Here is a 15838-nt window from a genome sequence, read left to right as displayed (position 1 = left end):
GGCCCCCGGGGTGGTTCGGCTCTTACGATGCAAAAGCTCAGGTTGTCACATCCATCTCGTCCCGGTTCAGGTCGCGGATACTGATCGGTGTATCCTGCGCCTTGGTCAGAGACCACCGGGTGCGGGTCGCATAGTCCATCGCGCGACCGGATAAAACGATTTGTTTGGTCGCACGCGGCGCAAGGCGGCCTTTTTCCAGATAAACGCTCGGCTCGACCGACATTTCCGCACGGCTGTCATGGCGAAACACCCATAGCTCGCCGCTTTTCAGCGCCAGCGAGACAGCCGTGCCACCCATATCAAGCTCGGCCTCGACCTCGGGATGCAGATGAAAGCGCAGGGCAAAAGGCAGCCCCTGCAATCGCACCGCATCCATCTGACGGTCGAATGTCCGTTGACCTGCACCGTTCAACGCAATCAACAAGTCTTCGCCCGCCAGCCCACTGCCATCGAAGGTCATCTCCAGTGTGCGCGCATGGGTCAGACCATGCGTGCGCAGATAGCCGTCATGCCCGCCCTGAAACCGGATACCGTCAGGCGCTTGCGACATCTCGACCGGCACGTTGCGCGGGGCATCCATCAGCCATTCTGCACGCCCCGGCACACCGCCTTTGGCTTTGCCAAGCCGCGCGCTGGAATATCCCGCCAGCGTCAATGTGGAATGGCTGGGCGTTGCGCGTCCGGCGCGTCGCCATTCGGCCCCGAAAGCAGCGCCCGATCCGCAATTCACCACAACCGGACGCCGCCCCGATGTCAGTTCGAACGCCAGCGTCGAGGCATGGGCATTGACCGAAGCGGCCCCCGTCGGCGGCGGTGCCGCATCGACGATCACACTGGTACGCCCCGCCCCCAGCCGCGCAAAGCCCATCGACAGACCCTCCGGCATCCGCCCCTTCGCACCCGACGAGGCCAGCGCCGAATCCAGCCGCCCCTCCAGCCCGCGCCCACCTCCGTGGAACCGTGCCAGCCCGCCATCGGAATGGCGCAATGTCCGCAGGCTTGGGGCAATCCGGTCGATGGCGGCCAGTATATCGGGCGGAACAGATCGTCCTGCCTCGCCCAGCGCGGCGGCAACCCATGTCAGCAGCGTGAAAACTTCTAGCAGTTCCTCGGGATTGCGTGTGGGAATGCCGCCCTGTGCATCGACCTGCACGCGGCAATCCTTGGCCAGCGCCCGCATGGCAGGGTCCACCAGACGTTCCATCCCCTGCAGCGACAACCCCGCATAGATCATACCTGTCAGCGCTTCGATTCGCGGCAATCCGGGCGAGGCCGTGCGCCAGCGACGCCCCAGAAAAATCGCCTGCTGCGCTAGCGAGCGGTAAAACGCTTCCGAGGCGTCGCGGTCCTGTCCACGCAGCACGAATAGCGCATGATGGATCCAGCGGATCACCCGCCGCCCCGTCAGATCAGGCGTCCAGCCAGGACCGCGCCCGCGCCCAAATTGTGCAATCCAGGCCCACAGCCATTCCTGTGCCAGCGCGCGCGTGCTGGCATCGCCGACCGCCGCCAGATCATCCATCCAGCCAAAGCCGTGCAATTCGTCCTCGAACAAGTCATCGGGCGCAGCGATATCCCAAAGCGTGCGCCCCGGAGCCTCGATCAGATGACCTGCGAAAAGGTAATTGCCGGCCAGCAGTTGCCGGCCTCGCGCAAAACTTCCGATGGTGCGGGGTTCCGGCTGGCTGACAAATCCCGTGGCAGGGCGCGACAACGCGCTCAGCCTTGCGTGAACGCGGTGCATCCAGCGCCTGCGACGCGCTGAAAAGCTGTCGGGTCGTGACATTGCTCTGCCTCTCGCGCGGATTGACGCGTCTTTGCAGCACCATAGCGGGACGATGCGCGCAAGTCACCGCCGAATTCCCGCCTCTGCTTCTTCTTGCTGCAAATATCCGTAGCGCGGCGCCTCACGCACACGAACGGCGTCCGGCTCCGCATGGAAACGCGGACAAAAACCCGTCAGTCGCGAGCTTTAACCCGCAGGCAGGCGATATAAAAACCGTCCATCCCGCCCTGATCCGCCCAGAAATCAGGGCGCAAACGCAGACCACCCTCAGGGGTGATCCAGGTCTTGTCAATTCCGGCAAGATCCAGCGCATCACGGTCCACAGTCAGGTCGGGATGACGCTCCAACGCCTCTTCCACCTGACATTCGCCCTCGTCGGGCAGCAAAGAGCACGTGCAATAAACCAACCGCCCTCCGGGTTTCAGCAGGCTCAAGGCATGATCCAGCATCTGCGTCTGCATCTCGATCAATGTACCAAAATCAGATCCGTCCTTAGCATGGGGCAGATCGGGGTGCCGCCGGATCGTGCCTGTCGCCGAACAGGGCGCATCCAGCAGGATCGCGTCATACTGCCCCTGATGGGTCATGGCGTCGCCCACCACAATCGCGGATTGCAGCCCTGTGCGCGCCAGATTGGCCGCAACCCGCGCCATCCGTGCCTCGGAGATATCCAGCGCTGTGACCTGTGCACCCGCTGCTGCAAGCTGCATGGTCTTGCCTCCGGGCGCTGCACACATGTCCAGAACCGCTTCGCCGGGCCTTGCAGCCACAACACGCGCGGGGATTGACGCCGCCGCGTCCTGCACCCACCAGTCACCGCGATCATAACCGGGCAAGGCCGTGACCTGCCCCGCAGTGGAAAGCCTGACCGACCCGGTCGGCAGCACCGCCCCCCCGACCAATTCTGCCAGCGCCGCTGCATCACCTTTCGGTGTCAGGTCCAGTGGCGGTGTGGCGAACTGCACCGACTCGATCGCCGCGACAACGGCCGCCCTATAGGCCTCGACCAAAGGCGCGCGCAACCATTTCGGCAGACGCGGCACGCGCAGCTTCTCCCATGCCGCAGGCCCTTCGACCGCGATCTTGCGCAGCACGGCGTTGACCAGCCCTTTGAGCGCGCCTGCGCGTTTGTCCTGTCCGATAATCGCGACCGACTCGTTCACCACGCCATGCGCGTCACCGCCCATGCAGATTTCTACAGTGGCCAGCCGCAACATGTTCCGCACTGTCAGAGGGGGATTTTTCCGCAGATGTTTTTCAAGCAGACGATCCGCGCGTTCCAGTCCGCGCAACGTGTCCAGCGCCAGCCGTTGTGCGCGGGCGCGATCTGCTGGGTCTAGTCGGTCAAGGCTTCCGGCAGCCACAAGTTCGGGCATCAACCGTCCCTCACCCGTGATCTGGTCCAGCAGATGATGCGCCACACGGCGGGGGGTGGTCATGGGGGCGGGCATCGCGATATCCTTGCTTGCAGGCGGTTGCGCCGTATATCAAGAGCATCCGCCAGAAGGAAGACAGACGTGACAGACGATATCCCGACACCCGATCAAAGCCCGAATGAAGCCGATCTGCCGCCTGCCGCACAACGCGCACTGGCCGAAGCAGAGGAACGGCGCCGGACCGCAAATGCACAAGAACTGCCGAAGGAATTCGGTGGCCGTGACGGTCTTGATCCTGTGCGCTTCGGCGACTGGGAGAAAAAGGGCATCGCCATAGATTTCTGACGGCAGGGCTATGGCCTAACGTCAAAATCAGACTGGGACTCCACGCTGGGCTTTACTGAACTGCGAAATCGGCAAAATCGCCTTTGCCTTGGTCTGCGATGAACCGAACCGTCAGGCCCTGTACCTGCACGGCCTGGCAATTCGGGCCTAGATCGCGCTGACCCCAATACAGGTCGCGGCAGAAGAAACCGTCCTGCCAGCGCCAAGCACCTGTTACAGGGCGCCCCAGTCCGCGGCCTTCAATCTCGCCGTCCGGCAGAACGGTCAGGCTGACATTGATCGGGCCATACCCTTTGAGTCGCAGATCCTTGCCCACCACCTGCGACAGGAATGTCGACCGGTCCGGTATGGGTGTGAACTCTTCTGCCATGGCAAAAGAGACATTCGCCACAGACAAAAACAGGCTCGAGATTAGGATGGCAGGCTTCATGATCGGCCTCATCTGGCTAGGGGTGTTTCGGTAGTATACGCGCCGAAAGCCTTTGCGGATCATGAACAGGATCACATCCGCGAGAGGCTGGGCTGCTTTTTGCCAATCCCTGCCAACCTAATGTGCCGAAAGCCCCAGAACATCCACCATGTCGTATTCACCCGGATGCCGCCCCTGCCCCCAAAGCGCCGCCTTGAGAGCGCCGCGTGCGAAAACCGCGCGGTCCGTCGCGACATGGCGCAGGATCACCCGCTCGCCCGCAGCGGCGAACATCACATCATGTTCGCCGACAATATCGCCTCCGCGAATCGCGGAAAATCCGATGTGGCCGCGCGCCCTTGCACCAGTCATGCCTTCACGGGCCGCGTCGCGCACATCCTCCAGCCTGACACCGCGCCCGATCGCTGCCGCCTCGCCCAGCATCAAGGCCGTACCTGACGGGGCGTCCACCTTGCGGTTATGATGCGCTTCGATCACTTCGATATCGAAATCCTCGTCCAGCGCTGCCGCAACGCGCTTGGTCAGTTGGACCAGCAGGTTCACACCCAGCGACATATTGCCGGCCCTGACAATAACAGCATGGCGCGCCGCAGCCTTGATCGCCTCGAGATCCGTATCGGATAGCCCCGTGGTGCCGATGACATGAACGGCCCGCGCCTGCGCCGCCAGCGCAGCAAAGCCGACAGTGGCAGCCGGACTGGTAAAGTCGATCACAGCCTGCGCGTGGCGGAATGCCTCCAGCGGATCGTCAGTCACAACAACGCCGGTTGCACCCTGCCCCATCGCGGTGCCCAGATCCTGCCCGATCCACTCATGTCCCGACCGTTCGACAGCGCCGACCAGATGCGCCTGATCGCTGTCGGCAATCGCCTGCACCAGCATCCGACCCATACGCCCCGATACGCCCGTCACCACGATACCCGGTAAATCCGTCATCCCACACACTCCTTCATCCTGCGCGACGCTGCACCGCTTTTCCCTCTCATATCCAAGCAACCGCCGCTTGGCAAAGCCCGCCAGAGGCCTTAGATGAGCGTCATGGTAAAAAGCACATCCCCCACCGGCCCCGGCCAAAGACAGTTGCGCGTCGGCGAATTGATCCGCCGCACCCTTTCCGAGGTGCTGATGCGTGGCGATATCCATGATCCCGACCTCAACCGCCTGTCCATCACGGTGGGCGAGGTGCGCGTCACCACGGATCTGCGGGTGGCGACGATCTATGTCCTGCCGCTGGGCGGTCATGGCAAGGACGAGGTGATCAAACTGCTGGCCCGCAACAAGGGTGAATTGCGCCGTATCATTGGCAAGAAGGTTGCGTTGAAATTCACACCGGAATTGCGCTTTCAACTGGATGAAACCTTTGATCGCATGGATGAAACACGTCGCCTTTTCGCGCAGGACGAGGTCCGGCGCGACCTTGACGAATGATGCGGCGCCGGTTCGCGCCGTGGGCTTTTGTGTTGGCCGTCACAGCAGGCACGCCTGTCCTGGCCCTTGATTGCCGCGAAATGACCTACGAGGGCATTCGCTATGCCCTGTGCGAGGTCGATCCCGCCACTGAAAAGCTACAGCTTTTCCTGAACGATCCGTCGGGCACGCCTTACGCGCATTTCTCGACAATCGAGACAGCGCTGGACGCCGATGGGCAGGCTCTGGCCTTCGCTATGAATGCAGGTATGTATCATCAGGACCGCCGTCCGGTCGGCCTGTATATCGAGGACGGCGAGACGCTTGCCCCCCTCCAGACCAAGGAAAGCTATGGCAATTTCGGCTTACTGCCGAATGGCGTGCTCTGCCTGACCGACACCACCGCGACCGTGGTCGAGACATTGCGCTATCGTGATACCCAGCCCGCTTGCCGCGATGCCACACAATCTGGGCCAATGCTGGTGATTGACGGGCGATTGCATCCGCGATTTTTGCCCGACAGCACTTCGCGGTATATTCGCAATGGTGTCGGCACCTCGGACGCAGGGGATAGGGCGGTTTTTGTGATCTCGCGCAATCCGGTCACGTTCCACCAGTTCGGTAGCTTCTTCCGCGATGCGCTTGGTCTGCCGCAGGCCCTGTATTTCGATGGCAATGTATCGCGTCTGCACGCGCCTGCGCTGAACCGTTCGGATGCGGGCTTTCGTATGGGGCCGATCGTGGGCCTACCGGTTCCCAAAAGCGACTGACCCCGCTTGATCTCGCACCAAATACGGCTCCCACCACCGATCACGCGCGGAACAGCTGCGTTTGACACATCGCTGCCCTTGGGCTAGGCCCCGCGCTCTGACAGCAACGGGACGGAACCATGGGACGCAAGCGCAAGGGTCGTGACATTTCTGGCTGGCTGGTGGTGGACAAGCCCGCGGGCCTGACCTCGACCGCCGTGGTCAACAAAGTGCGCTGGGCGCTGGAGGCCACCAAGGCCGGACATGCCGGCACTCTCGACCCCGAGGCAACGGGCGTTCTGGCCATCGCGTTGGGCGAGGCGACCAAAACCGTTCCCTATATCACCGATGCGTTAAAGGCCTACCGTTTCACGATCCGGCTGGGGCAGGCCACCAATACCGACGATGCCGAGGGCGAGGTGATTGCTAGCTCCGATATCCGCCCCGATGACGCCACCATCAAAGAAGCGCTGCACGCCTTCGTAGGCAACGTCATGCAGGTGCCGCCCCGCTTCTCCGCCGTCAAGATCGACGGGGAACGCGCCTATAATCTGGCCCGCGAAGATGCAGAATTCGAGATCGCGGCGCGGCCCCTGTGGGTCGAGGAGCTGGTGATGACCGACCGCCCCGACGCTGATCATGTCGTGCTGGAAATGACCTGCGGCAAAGGCGGCTATGTCCGTTCCATCGCCCGCGATCTGGGCGACAAGCTAGGCTGTCATGCCCATGTCGTCACCCTGCGCCGCGTCTGGTCGGGTCCGTTCGATGCGACCGAAGGGCTGAGCCTTGAGACAATCGACGCGCTGGCCCGCACGCCGGAACTGGACGCACATCTTTTGCCCCTCGAAACCGGACTTGCGGACCTGCCCGAATTGCATTGCACGCCGGAAGGTGCGGCGCGGCTGCGTAACGGCAATCCGGGCATGGTTCTGAATGCCGGTGGCGTGGAATATGGCGACGAGGCATGGGCCAGCCTGGATGGTCGCGCCGTCGCGGTCGGTGTCTACAAGGCAGGCGAGCTTCACCCGAGCCGCGTCTTCAACCAGAGCTAGGGCGCGACGCATTGCAAATCGACTGTGCAACAGGCACAAACAGGCCATGATCACGCGTGAATTCCTCAAGGGCGACGCTCTTTCCACGGCTGTTTACTCGGATTGCGAACGCTACCGCTACCTGCTGACGCGGGTCTGGAACCCCGACGGCCCCCGCGCGCTGTTCGTGATGCTGAACCCGTCGACCGCCACCGAAAAGCAGAATGACCCGACGGTAGAGCGATGCGAGCGGCGCGCCCGTGCGCTGGGGTTCGGAAGCTTTCGCGTCACCAATATATTTGCATGGCGCGACACCGATCCGCGCGCGATGCGCGCCGCCGCTGACCCGGTTGGCCCCGCGAATGATAATGCTATTTCCGACAGTTGCGACTGGGCAGCAGCCTTCACGGACCGCATTATTGCCGCTTGGGGCACGCACGGCGCCCATATGGCGCGCGGCAGCACAGTAGAACACCTGCTGCGCGCGACCCAGCGCCCGCTTCACCATCTTGGCCTTACAAAAGAAGGGCATCCCAAGCATCCGCTCTATATTGCCTACAGCCAGCCCCCGATCCCGTGGCCTGCGCAAGGCTGAGCCACGCACTGGTTCAAATCCCGAAAGGACGTCCCATGCCCAACGACGCACGTGACAAACCTGTCTCTGATCAAGCCGACGCCCTGCGCGAATTGGCACGTGAGGTCGAGCGCCTCAACGCCCATCGTTTCATCAAGGTGCACAACTCTGTCTGGCGTCTGATCGGATTCCAGTTCGCACGCGGTCTGGCCTTCGGTCTGGGCTCGGTTCTGGGCGCGTCCATTCTTGTCTCCGTTCTGGCCTGGTGGCTGTCGCAGATCGAGTTCCTGCCCATCATCGGCGATTGGGCGTCGCGTTTGGCCAGCGAGATCGAATTGCCGCGGGACGTCGGTAGGCCCGAGCAGGATTAACCAAGTCACCTGATTGCGTTTGACCGGAGGCCGGACGGCATGGCGTTATGCAGTGTGCCTTTTTGGGCGATGTGCGGTGAAGGGTTCGGCGATGCTGATTCTGACGGGGGTGATCGGCCTTCTGGTTGCGGGTGTTGCTTTAACTGGCCTTGCTGATCCCTTTGGCGCGGAAGACCCGGCCGACGGCAAGGAAGACGCAAGCGCGCCATCCAGAACGGACGCATCGCCAAAGCAAGCGGAGACCGGCCTGCCTGATATGCTGACCCTTGCACTGGATGATCTGCAGGGCGGCGGGACGGTGATCGCCGGCGGTTCGGGGGATGATATCCTTGCCGGCGGCGCAGGCAACGACCTTATCCCAAGCGGTGCAGGCGAAGACCAGATCGGCGGGCGGCGCGGCGATGACACGCTGATCGGTGGCGCTGGCCGCGATGATCTGCACGGTGCCGAGGGTGAAGACAGGCTGTTGGGCGGTCATGATGCCGATACGCTTTACGGTGGCGACGGCAATGACACGCAGTTCGGGGAAGAGGGTGACGACCTGCTGTTCGGGCAATCCGGCGATGACACACTTTACGGTGGCGACGGCATGGACAGCCTGCAAGGTGGCCCCGGCAACGATCTGCTGTTCGGCGGCGACGGAAACGATGCACTGCATGGCGGATTGGACAATGACACGCTGATCGGTGGAACCGGCGCGGACACCGTTTTTGGCGGCGTAGGGAACGACCTGCTTGTCGGAAATGTGGCCACCGGGGATGATCTGTCCCCGCCCAGCTATCTTAACGGCGGGGATGGCGACGACACAATATCTTCGGGCAACGGCGATATTGTCAGCGGCGGCCGTGGCGCTGACCTTTTTACACTTGGCCACTGGATTGCAGATCCCGTGCAAGTCATGGATTTCGACACTGCCGAAGACAGCTTGCTTGTCCTGTTTGACGACACCGTAAACGAGGAACCAGATGTCGAATTGCGCGACGGAAGCCCTGCAGAAGACAGGACAGAACTGTATTTGGACGGTGTTCATGTCGCCTCGTTTGCGGGTACGGGCAGTCTGCAACTTTCCGACATCATCCTGATCGCCGAATCCGGACTTGCCAGCGTGACGGGAACCAGCCATTGGCAAGACTGACCCGCTGGGCAGGAATGCTATTTCTGCTTTCCTATTTGGGGATTTTCCCCTATAGGCGGGGCATTCGAAGCGGTTGACCCGCCGAATATCTCCACGGACCCTGCTGGACGACATCCCGGCTTGCGCCCTTCACCTTTCATTAAAGGAGACCCCGATGTCGATTACTGTCGAAGAAAAAGCACGTGTGATGAAGGAATTCGCAACCAAAGAAGGCGACACAGGTTCGCCCGAAGTTCAGGTTGCCATTCTGACCTCGCGCATCACGACCCTGACCGAACATTTCAAGACCCACAAGAAGGACAACCACGGTCGCCGTGGCCTTCTGATGATGGTGGCCCAGCGCCGCAAGCTGCTGGATTACCTGAAGGGCAAGGATGAGGCCCGTTATCAGGACCTTATCAAGCGCCTTGGAATTCGTCGCTAAGCGAACACAGACCGCGCCCCCGCAAAGGGCGCGGTTTTGACTTTATCCGCATGGTTCCCCATCTGGCTTTGTGGGGAATCTGGATGAGAACACCAAAAGCCAAGGGGCAATGCGGCCCCTGATGAAACGGTCAAAGGGGATGGGCCCCGGAGACCATGATAGGATACGAGATGTTTAACGTTACGACAAAATCTATGCAGTGGGGCGAAGAAACGCTGACACTGGAAACGGGCAAGGTTGCCCGTCAGGCCGATGGCTCTGTCATCGCCACTTTGGGCGAAACCTCGGTGATGGCCAACGTGACCTTCGCCAAGGAACCCAAACCCGGTCAGGATTTCTTCCCGCTGACCGTGCATTATCAGGAAAAATACTATGCCGCCGGTAAAGTGCCGGGCGGCTTCTTCAAGCGCGAGGCGCGCCCGACCGAGAAAGAGACGCTGACCGCGCGCCTGATCGACCGTCCGATCCGCCCGTTGTTCGTGGATGGCTTCAAGCACGAAGTGCTCGTGATGTGCACCGTGCTGTCGCATGATCTGGTAAACGATCCCGATGTCGTGGCCATGATCGCTGCCTCGGCCGCGCTGACCCTGTCCGGTGCCCCTTTCATGGGTCCGATCGCAGGCTGCCGCGTCGGCTTTGTCGACGGTGAATATGTCCTCAACCCATCGGTGGATGACATGCAGAACCTGCGCCTGACACCCGAGCAACGCCTTGATCTGGTGGTTGCTGGCACCAAAGACGCAGTGATGATGGTGGAATCGGAAGCCTACGAACTGACCGAGGCAGAAATGCTGGGTGCCGTTGTTTTCGCGCATCAGCAGATCCAGCCCGTGATCGACCTGATCATTGATCTGGCCGAAGCAGCCGCGAAAGAGCCGTTCAACTTCCAGCCTGCAGACTACAGCGCGCTATATGCCGCCGTAAAAACCGCTGGCGAGGCGCAGATTCGCGCCGCCTATGCGATCACCGACAAGCAGGCGCGCACGACGGCGGTTTCCGATGCAAAGGCCGCCATCAAGGCAAGCCTCACGGAAGAGCAACTGGCCGATTCCAATCTGGGCACCGCTCTGAAAAAACTGGAAGCCAGCGTTCTGCGTGGCGATGTCGTCAAGACCGGCAAGCGGATCGACGGACGTGATACAACGACCATTCGGCCCATTGTCTGCGAAACCGGCCTTCTGCCGCGCACCCATGGGTCGGCCCTGTTCACCCGTGGTGAAACACAGGGTCTGGTTGTGACGACGCTGGGCACTGGCGATGACGAGCAGTTCATCGACGCGCTGCATGGAAACTTCAAATCGAACTTCATGCTGCATTACAACTTCCCCCCCTATTCGGTGGGCGAGGTTGGCCGCGTGTCGGGTCCGGGTCGTCGTGAAATCGGTCACGGCAAACTGGCATGGCGCGCCCTGCAGGCCGTACTGCCTGCCTCGACGGATTTCCCCTACACGATCCGCATCGTGTCCGAGATCACCGAATCGAACGGCTCGTCCTCGATGGCGTCGGTCTGCGGTGGTTCCTTGTCGATGATGGATGCAGGCGTTCCGCTCAAAGCCCCCGTTGCCGGTGTGGCAATGGGTTTGATCCTCGAGGAAGATGGCTCCTACGCAATCCTGTCGGATATTCTTGGCGACGAGGATCACCTCGGCGACATGGACTTCAAGGTTGCTGGCACCGAAAACGGGATCACCAGCCTCCAGATGGACATCAAGGTTGCGGGCATCACCCCGGAAATCATGGAAAAGGCACTGGCGCAAGCCAAGGACGGCCGCATCCATATTCTGGGTGAGATGAACAAAGCGCTTTCCGGTGCTGCTGATTTCTCGATCCACGCTCCGCGCATCGAGACCATGCAGATCCCGACCGACAAGATCCGTGAAGTGATCGGTTCCGGCGGCAAGGTCATCCGCGAGATCGTGGAAGTCTCGGGTGCCAAAGTTGACATCAACGACGATGGCATCATCAAGATCGCCTCGCCGAACGGGGAAGCGATCAAGAAAGCCTATGACATGATCTGGTCCATCGTGGCCGAGCCAGAAGAAGGCAAGATCTACAAGGGCACCGTGGTCAAACTGGTCGATTTCGGTGCCTTCGTGAACTTCTTCGGCAAGCGCGATGGTCTGGTCCATGTGTCCCAGATCGAAAACCGCCGCCTGAACCATCCGTCGGATGTGCTCAAGGAAGGTCAGGAAGTCTATGTGAAACTGTTGGGCTTCGATGATCGCGGCAAGGTCCGTCTGGCGATGAAGACCGTCAATCAGGAAACCGGCGAAGAGAACGCGCCGGAACAGGCAGAAGCAGGCGAATAAGCCGCATCTACCGCAAGTAAACTTCAGGCCCCGATGGTTTCATCGGGGCCTTTTTCGTGTGGCTATTCAAGATGATTGACAGCCTGCGCGGCGCTGTACATCCTCAGCGTATTGGTTCGTACTTTTTTGGTTAACGAGTGAGCGTGTAGCTATGACCACAGAATACCCTGACGTAATCCCCGCAGCAGAAATCTATGATGGCGTCCGTCTAAGCACGGATATGACGCCCGACATGGGCACGATGTCCACACCAAAGGGCGTGGCGCTGGTGCTCCATGGATTTGATCTGATGAAGAACCATCAGCCGGGTCAGGCCTTGCTTGTTGCCGTGGACTGGCTACGCTTCAAATTGGAAAAGCAGGGCTATCAGGTCATTTTCGGACGATACAATACGCACCAGTCATTCGTCTATGGCGCTCAAGAAATCGCGGCATATCTCAAGAATAACAATATCCCCACCAACAACCTTTCGATCTTCAGCTACTCCATGGGAGGACTGGTCGCGCGACAGATGATTGCCAATGGTCTGAAACCAAGACGCCTGTTCACCTATTGCACGCCGCATCTGGGGACGATGCTACATGTGCCGCCGATCAACCACGGCGCAATGTCCATGATGCCGGTCAGTCAGGATCTGGGCAAACTGAACAAAAGCGCTACCGAAGCGGCCTTTCGCAAGAATGTGACGGCCATAGGGTTCAGCCATGCCAACCCGTCACCACAACTGCATGATGGTGTCGTGGACATCAATTCTGCCACCGGTGTCGGCCTTGGATTCGGGCGGCCGGTGCATTGGCTGTCCATGCGTGTCGGGCCGCAACTTCCCCTCGACCCACATGGCGCGGTTCAGAACCTGCCAGATATCGAACCGGCGCTTTCGATGTTTGTCGGGGATGTGCTGAAAGGCTGATGGGATGCTTGAACCCAGCCCCGAAGACCAACGGCGCTTTCAGCCGAAAGTTCGTTTCGACGGCAGCGTGATCGACTTTGAAGCGATCTGCATGATCACATGGGACATCAATCTGCTATTAATCGCAATTCAACCGTTCGAAGAGCATTTGCCCAGCGCAGACATGGCGATGGCCCCCTACATTCCGCCACAAGACCTGAAAAGCTACACCTCGCGTAACCCCAACTTTCAGATCATATGCGAGGTGGACCAGCGCAGCGGATTTGATCGTGCGACGAAGGTAACCGCCACGGGTCGCCTGACGAACAAGACAGACCACAAGCAGTTCTTCGACGATATATGCTTCTTCCAGAAGTTTCTGCCCGAAGATCTGGATGATACGACCCGCATGCCCTACGACGATTGAAGTCGTATCGCCCACGGCTTGACTGGATCAGATAATCTCGTCCTCGTCGAACAGGGGGGCCTCTTCCATCTGCGCGGCAACGCCTTCCATTGCGGCCTCGGCATGCCAGACCTTGGGGGTTTCCGCCACGTGGAACAGGGCATCCCCCTCGTTCACTACGGGCATGTTGCTGCGCCCGACGATGATACCGTTGGACTGTCCGACAATCTCCATCTCGGCCACGCCGAAGGGGTCAGACACCGCCCCCAACACCATTCCCGGCTCGACCAGATCACCGATCCCGCGATACGCCCGCAGCAACCCGCCAGCAGGCGCGCGATACCAATTCGAGCGCCGACAGATCACCGGACGCGCGCGCAGACGTGGCACACCTTTGGGGCCGATCATGCCCAACACCTGCATCACCCTCAGAATACCCGACAGACCCGCCCGCGCTGCCAACTCGTCGAACCGCAACCCCTCACCAGCCTCGTAAAGCAGGACATCCACGCCTGCCGCCTCGGCCGCCATCCGCAGCGAGCCCTCGCGCAGTTTGGAATGCAGCATGACCGGCGCGCCAAACGCCTCACCCAGATGCTCCAGCCTTGTATTGCCGGGCGTCAGGCGGATCTGCGGCAGGTTCGCGCGCTGCACCGCCGCTGAATGCAGATCAATGCCAAAATCGGCGCGGCTGACAATCTGGGTCAGGAAAATATGCGCCAGTCGCGCACCAAGCGAGCCCTCGGCAGAGCCGGGAAAACACCGGTTCAGGTCGCGCCGGTCGGGCAGATAGCGCGAGTGGTTCAAAAATCCGAACGTGTTGACGATAGGCACAGCCAGCAAAGTGCCGGACATGCGGTCAAGGTTCGGTGTCCGCAACAAACGGCGTACGATCTCGACGCCGATCACCTCGTCACCGTGAATCGCGGCGGATACGAACATCACTGGCCCCGGCTTGCGCCCGTGGACGACATGCACCGCCATCGACACGGGGGTATGATCCGACAGGGACGACACCGGCAAGTCTATGGTCTGCCGTGTCCCCGCGGGAACCGCGATACCGCCCAGTTCGAACACAGGCGCAGACGGCATCAGCCCTTGCCTTTGGTCCGCGTGGCACCGTCGCGCGCATTCTTTTCGATGAATTCGATGATCATGCCCGCGATATCCTTTCCCGTCGCCTTTTCGACACCTTCCAGACCAGGGCTGGAGTTGACCTCCATCACCACTGGTCCGTGATTCGATCTGAGCATATCCACACCGCAGACATTCAGCCCCATAGATTTCGCCGCACGGATCGCTGTCGAGCGTTCCTCTGGTGAAATTCTGATCGGTTTTGCACTGCCACCGCGATGCAAGTTGGACCGAAACTCGCCTTCTGCCCCTGTGCGCTGCATCGCAGCGACCACCTTACCACCGACGACGATGGCGCGAATATCGGTGCCGCCCGCTTCCTTTATGAACTCCTGCACAAGGATGTTCACACCCGCGCCGCGAAACGCCTCGATCACCGATTTTGCGGAACGGTCGGTATCCGCGAGAACAACACCGATCCCTTGCGTGCCTTCCAGCAGCTTGATGACCAAGGGCGCGCCGCCCGCCAGCTTGACGACTTCCTCGGTCTGTTTGGGGTCGTGGGCGAACGTCGTTACCGGCAAGCCGATCCCGTCGCGCGCCAGCAGTTGCATCGAGCGCAATTTGTCGCGGCTTCGCCCGATGGCGACGCTTTCGTTCAAGGGGTACACGCCCTGCATCTCGAACTGCCTGAGCACGGCAAGCCCGTAAAACGTGACCGAGGCCCCGATCCGCGGGATCACCGCGTCATAGCGAGGGAGTTTTTGCCCGTCATAATAGATCTCGGGCCTGCGCGAGGCGATGTTCATGCTGCAACGCAGAGTGTTGACGAAATCCAGTTCGTGACCGCGCGCTTCAGCGGCTTCCTTCAATCGCTGATGCGAATAAAGGGCCGAATTTCGGGTCATCATGGCGATCTTCATGGAACATGTCCTTCCGGAGAAACGAATTCAGACGTTGTGACGTCTTGATCAGCCTTGCGGCTGAGGATGTAGAGCAGATGCAGGCGCGGGCTTGCCTGCCAGAAAGGATTTGCCCGCATCCACAAGCAGGCCGCGCTTGCGGATTGCGGTCCGGCCCAGAATGATCGGCATGGCCATCTCGGAACGGTCCGCCAATGAAACCTCGATCCGCCACTGGCGCGCTCCCAGAACAAGCAGGGTTTCGATCACCAACCGGTTCTCGCCCTTGCCGGAGGTGTTCTTGATCTGCCGCCGGTCCACCAGCGGCGCCTCGACGTCGCGGGCCGCCAGACCGCTGGCATGAGGGATATGGAACCGCACCCATTCGGCGCCGTCCTTCTCGAACCGTTTGAGCCGCGTGGCGTGAAGCGCGGACGTACGTGCGCCCGTGTCGATCTTTGCTTGCAACAGCGTGATTCCCAGCTCAGGCAGCGCGATACGTTCACGCCATCCGATCAGTATGGACGGCGGTTTGACCTTGCCGGATTTGGTAGTGGCCATGGTGCCTGTTGTCTCCGGCATGTGGTGATCCCGTGATGTGCACGCTCCGAGTCTATCAGTCCGACGTCG

The 15838-nt window shown here is 60.8% G+C and carries 18 protein-coding genes; 11 read left to right on the top strand and 7 right to left on the bottom strand.

The genetic code is table 11. From position 1 onward, the window contains the following. Nucleotides 1-37 precede the first annotated feature (37 nt). Nucleotides 38-1786, bottom strand: a complete 1749-nt coding sequence (locus K7H22_RS11990; protein ID WP_230801074.1) for a heparinase II/III family protein — start codon at nucleotides 1784-1786, stop codon at nucleotides 38-40. 173 nt (nucleotides 1787-1959) lie between these two features. Continuing rightward, nucleotides 1960-3237 (bottom strand): RsmB/NOP family class I SAM-dependent RNA methyltransferase, encoded by a 1278-nt coding sequence (locus K7H22_RS11985; RefSeq protein WP_230801070.1) that lies wholly within the window; start codon nucleotides 3235-3237, stop codon nucleotides 1960-1962. A 66-nt stretch (nucleotides 3238-3303) separates the two neighbouring features. Here K7H22_RS11985 and K7H22_RS11980 point away from each other — a divergent pair, with 66 nt between their 5' ends. Beyond that, the gene (locus K7H22_RS11980; RefSeq protein ID WP_230801069.1) at nucleotides 3304-3507 is read left to right on the top strand and encodes a DUF1674 domain-containing protein; all 204 of its coding nucleotides are present in this window, start codon (nucleotides 3304-3306) and stop codon (nucleotides 3505-3507) included. Between the two features lie 52 nt (nucleotides 3508-3559). Here the strand turns inward: K7H22_RS11980 and K7H22_RS11975 are convergent, their stop codons facing one another. Together K7H22_RS11975 and dapB are read right to left on the bottom strand one after the other, a co-directional pair. Next, nucleotides 3560-3937: a dihydrodipicolinate reductase gene (locus K7H22_RS11975; protein ID WP_230801068.1), complete on the bottom strand. Its 378-nt coding sequence runs from the start codon at nucleotides 3935-3937 to the stop codon at nucleotides 3560-3562. Nucleotides 3938-4054: 117 nt separating this feature from the next. Then, nucleotides 4055-4873 (bottom strand): 4-hydroxy-tetrahydrodipicolinate reductase, encoded by an 819-nt coding sequence (gene dapB, locus K7H22_RS11970; RefSeq protein WP_230801061.1) that lies wholly within the window; start codon nucleotides 4871-4873, stop codon nucleotides 4055-4057. Nucleotides 4874-4975: 102 nt separating this feature from the next. Between dapB and rbfA the strand changes: the two genes are divergently transcribed. From rbfA to K7H22_RS11915, 10 genes are all read left to right on the top strand, one after another. Next, on the top strand, nucleotides 4976-5365 hold the full coding sequence (gene rbfA / locus K7H22_RS11965; RefSeq protein WP_230801180.1) for a 30S ribosome-binding factor RbfA: 390 nt from the start codon (nucleotides 4976-4978) through the stop codon (nucleotides 5363-5365). Continuing rightward, on the top strand, nucleotides 5362-6114 hold the full coding sequence (locus K7H22_RS11960; protein ID WP_419248179.1) for a phosphodiester glycosidase family protein: 753 nt from the start codon (nucleotides 5362-5364) through the stop codon (nucleotides 6112-6114). Before rbfA ends, K7H22_RS11960 begins: the two co-directional genes overlap by 4 nt. 119 nt (nucleotides 6115-6233) lie before the next feature. Continuing rightward, entirely contained in the window at nucleotides 6234-7145 is a 912-nt protein-coding gene (gene truB / locus K7H22_RS11955; protein ID WP_230801059.1) for a tRNA pseudouridine(55) synthase TruB, read from the top strand. Between the two features lie 46 nt (nucleotides 7146-7191). Next, nucleotides 7192-7719 (top strand): DUF1643 domain-containing protein, encoded by a 528-nt coding sequence (locus K7H22_RS11950; RefSeq protein ID WP_230801055.1) that lies wholly within the window; start codon nucleotides 7192-7194, stop codon nucleotides 7717-7719. Nucleotides 7720-7754: 35 nt separating this feature from the next. Next, nucleotides 7755-8069 (top strand): DUF5665 domain-containing protein, encoded by a 315-nt coding sequence (locus K7H22_RS11945; protein ID WP_230801053.1) that lies wholly within the window; start codon nucleotides 7755-7757, stop codon nucleotides 8067-8069. Nucleotides 8070-8160: 91 nt separating this feature from the next. Next, nucleotides 8161-9204 (top strand): calcium-binding protein, encoded by a 1044-nt coding sequence (locus K7H22_RS20075; protein ID WP_269063100.1) that lies wholly within the window; start codon nucleotides 8161-8163, stop codon nucleotides 9202-9204. Nucleotides 9205-9358: 154 nt separating this feature from the next. Further along, nucleotides 9359-9628: a 30S ribosomal protein S15 gene (rpsO, locus tag K7H22_RS11930; RefSeq protein ID WP_230801052.1), complete on the top strand. Its 270-nt coding sequence runs from the start codon at nucleotides 9359-9361 to the stop codon at nucleotides 9626-9628. A gap of 170 nt (nucleotides 9629-9798) precedes the next feature. Further along, entirely contained in the window at nucleotides 9799-11937 is a 2139-nt protein-coding gene (gene pnp / locus K7H22_RS11925; protein WP_230801050.1) for a polyribonucleotide nucleotidyltransferase, read from the top strand. Between the two features lie 151 nt (nucleotides 11938-12088). Further along, the gene (locus K7H22_RS11920) at nucleotides 12089-12847 is read left to right on the top strand and encodes an esterase/lipase family protein (RefSeq protein WP_230801049.1); all 759 of its coding nucleotides are present in this window, start codon (nucleotides 12089-12091) and stop codon (nucleotides 12845-12847) included. A 4-nt stretch (nucleotides 12848-12851) separates the two neighbouring features. Continuing rightward, the gene (locus K7H22_RS11915; protein ID WP_230801048.1) at nucleotides 12852-13253 is read left to right on the top strand and encodes a hypothetical protein; all 402 of its coding nucleotides are present in this window, start codon (nucleotides 12852-12854) and stop codon (nucleotides 13251-13253) included. Nucleotides 13254-13280: 27 nt separating this feature from the next. Here the strand turns inward: K7H22_RS11915 and K7H22_RS11910 are convergent, their stop codons facing one another. From K7H22_RS11910 to K7H22_RS11900, 3 genes are read right to left on the bottom strand one after another with little or no spacing between them, the layout of a single operon-like run. Beyond that, the gene (locus K7H22_RS11910; RefSeq protein WP_230801047.1) at nucleotides 13281-14324 is read right to left on the bottom strand and encodes a succinylglutamate desuccinylase/aspartoacylase family protein; all 1044 of its coding nucleotides are present in this window, start codon (nucleotides 14322-14324) and stop codon (nucleotides 13281-13283) included. Continuing rightward, a complete protein-coding gene (gene rimK / locus K7H22_RS11905; RefSeq protein ID WP_230801044.1) occupies nucleotides 14324-15229 on the bottom strand; it encodes a 30S ribosomal protein S6--L-glutamate ligase in 906 nt (301 codons plus the stop codon). The genes K7H22_RS11910 and rimK overlap by 1 nt, the downstream gene beginning before the upstream one ends. 48 nt (nucleotides 15230-15277) lie before the next feature. Next, nucleotides 15278-15790, bottom strand: a complete 513-nt coding sequence (locus tag K7H22_RS11900; protein WP_230801043.1) for an ATP-dependent zinc protease — start codon at nucleotides 15788-15790, stop codon at nucleotides 15278-15280. Nucleotides 15791-15838 lie beyond the last annotated feature (48 nt).

The organism is Seohaeicola saemankumensis, from assembly GCF_021021435.1.
Classification (GTDB): domain Bacteria; phylum Pseudomonadota; class Alphaproteobacteria; order Rhodobacterales; family Rhodobacteraceae; genus Seohaeicola.
The sequence above is the reverse complement of the archived record's forward strand: the minus strand, read 5'-3'. Positions and strand labels throughout refer to the sequence as shown.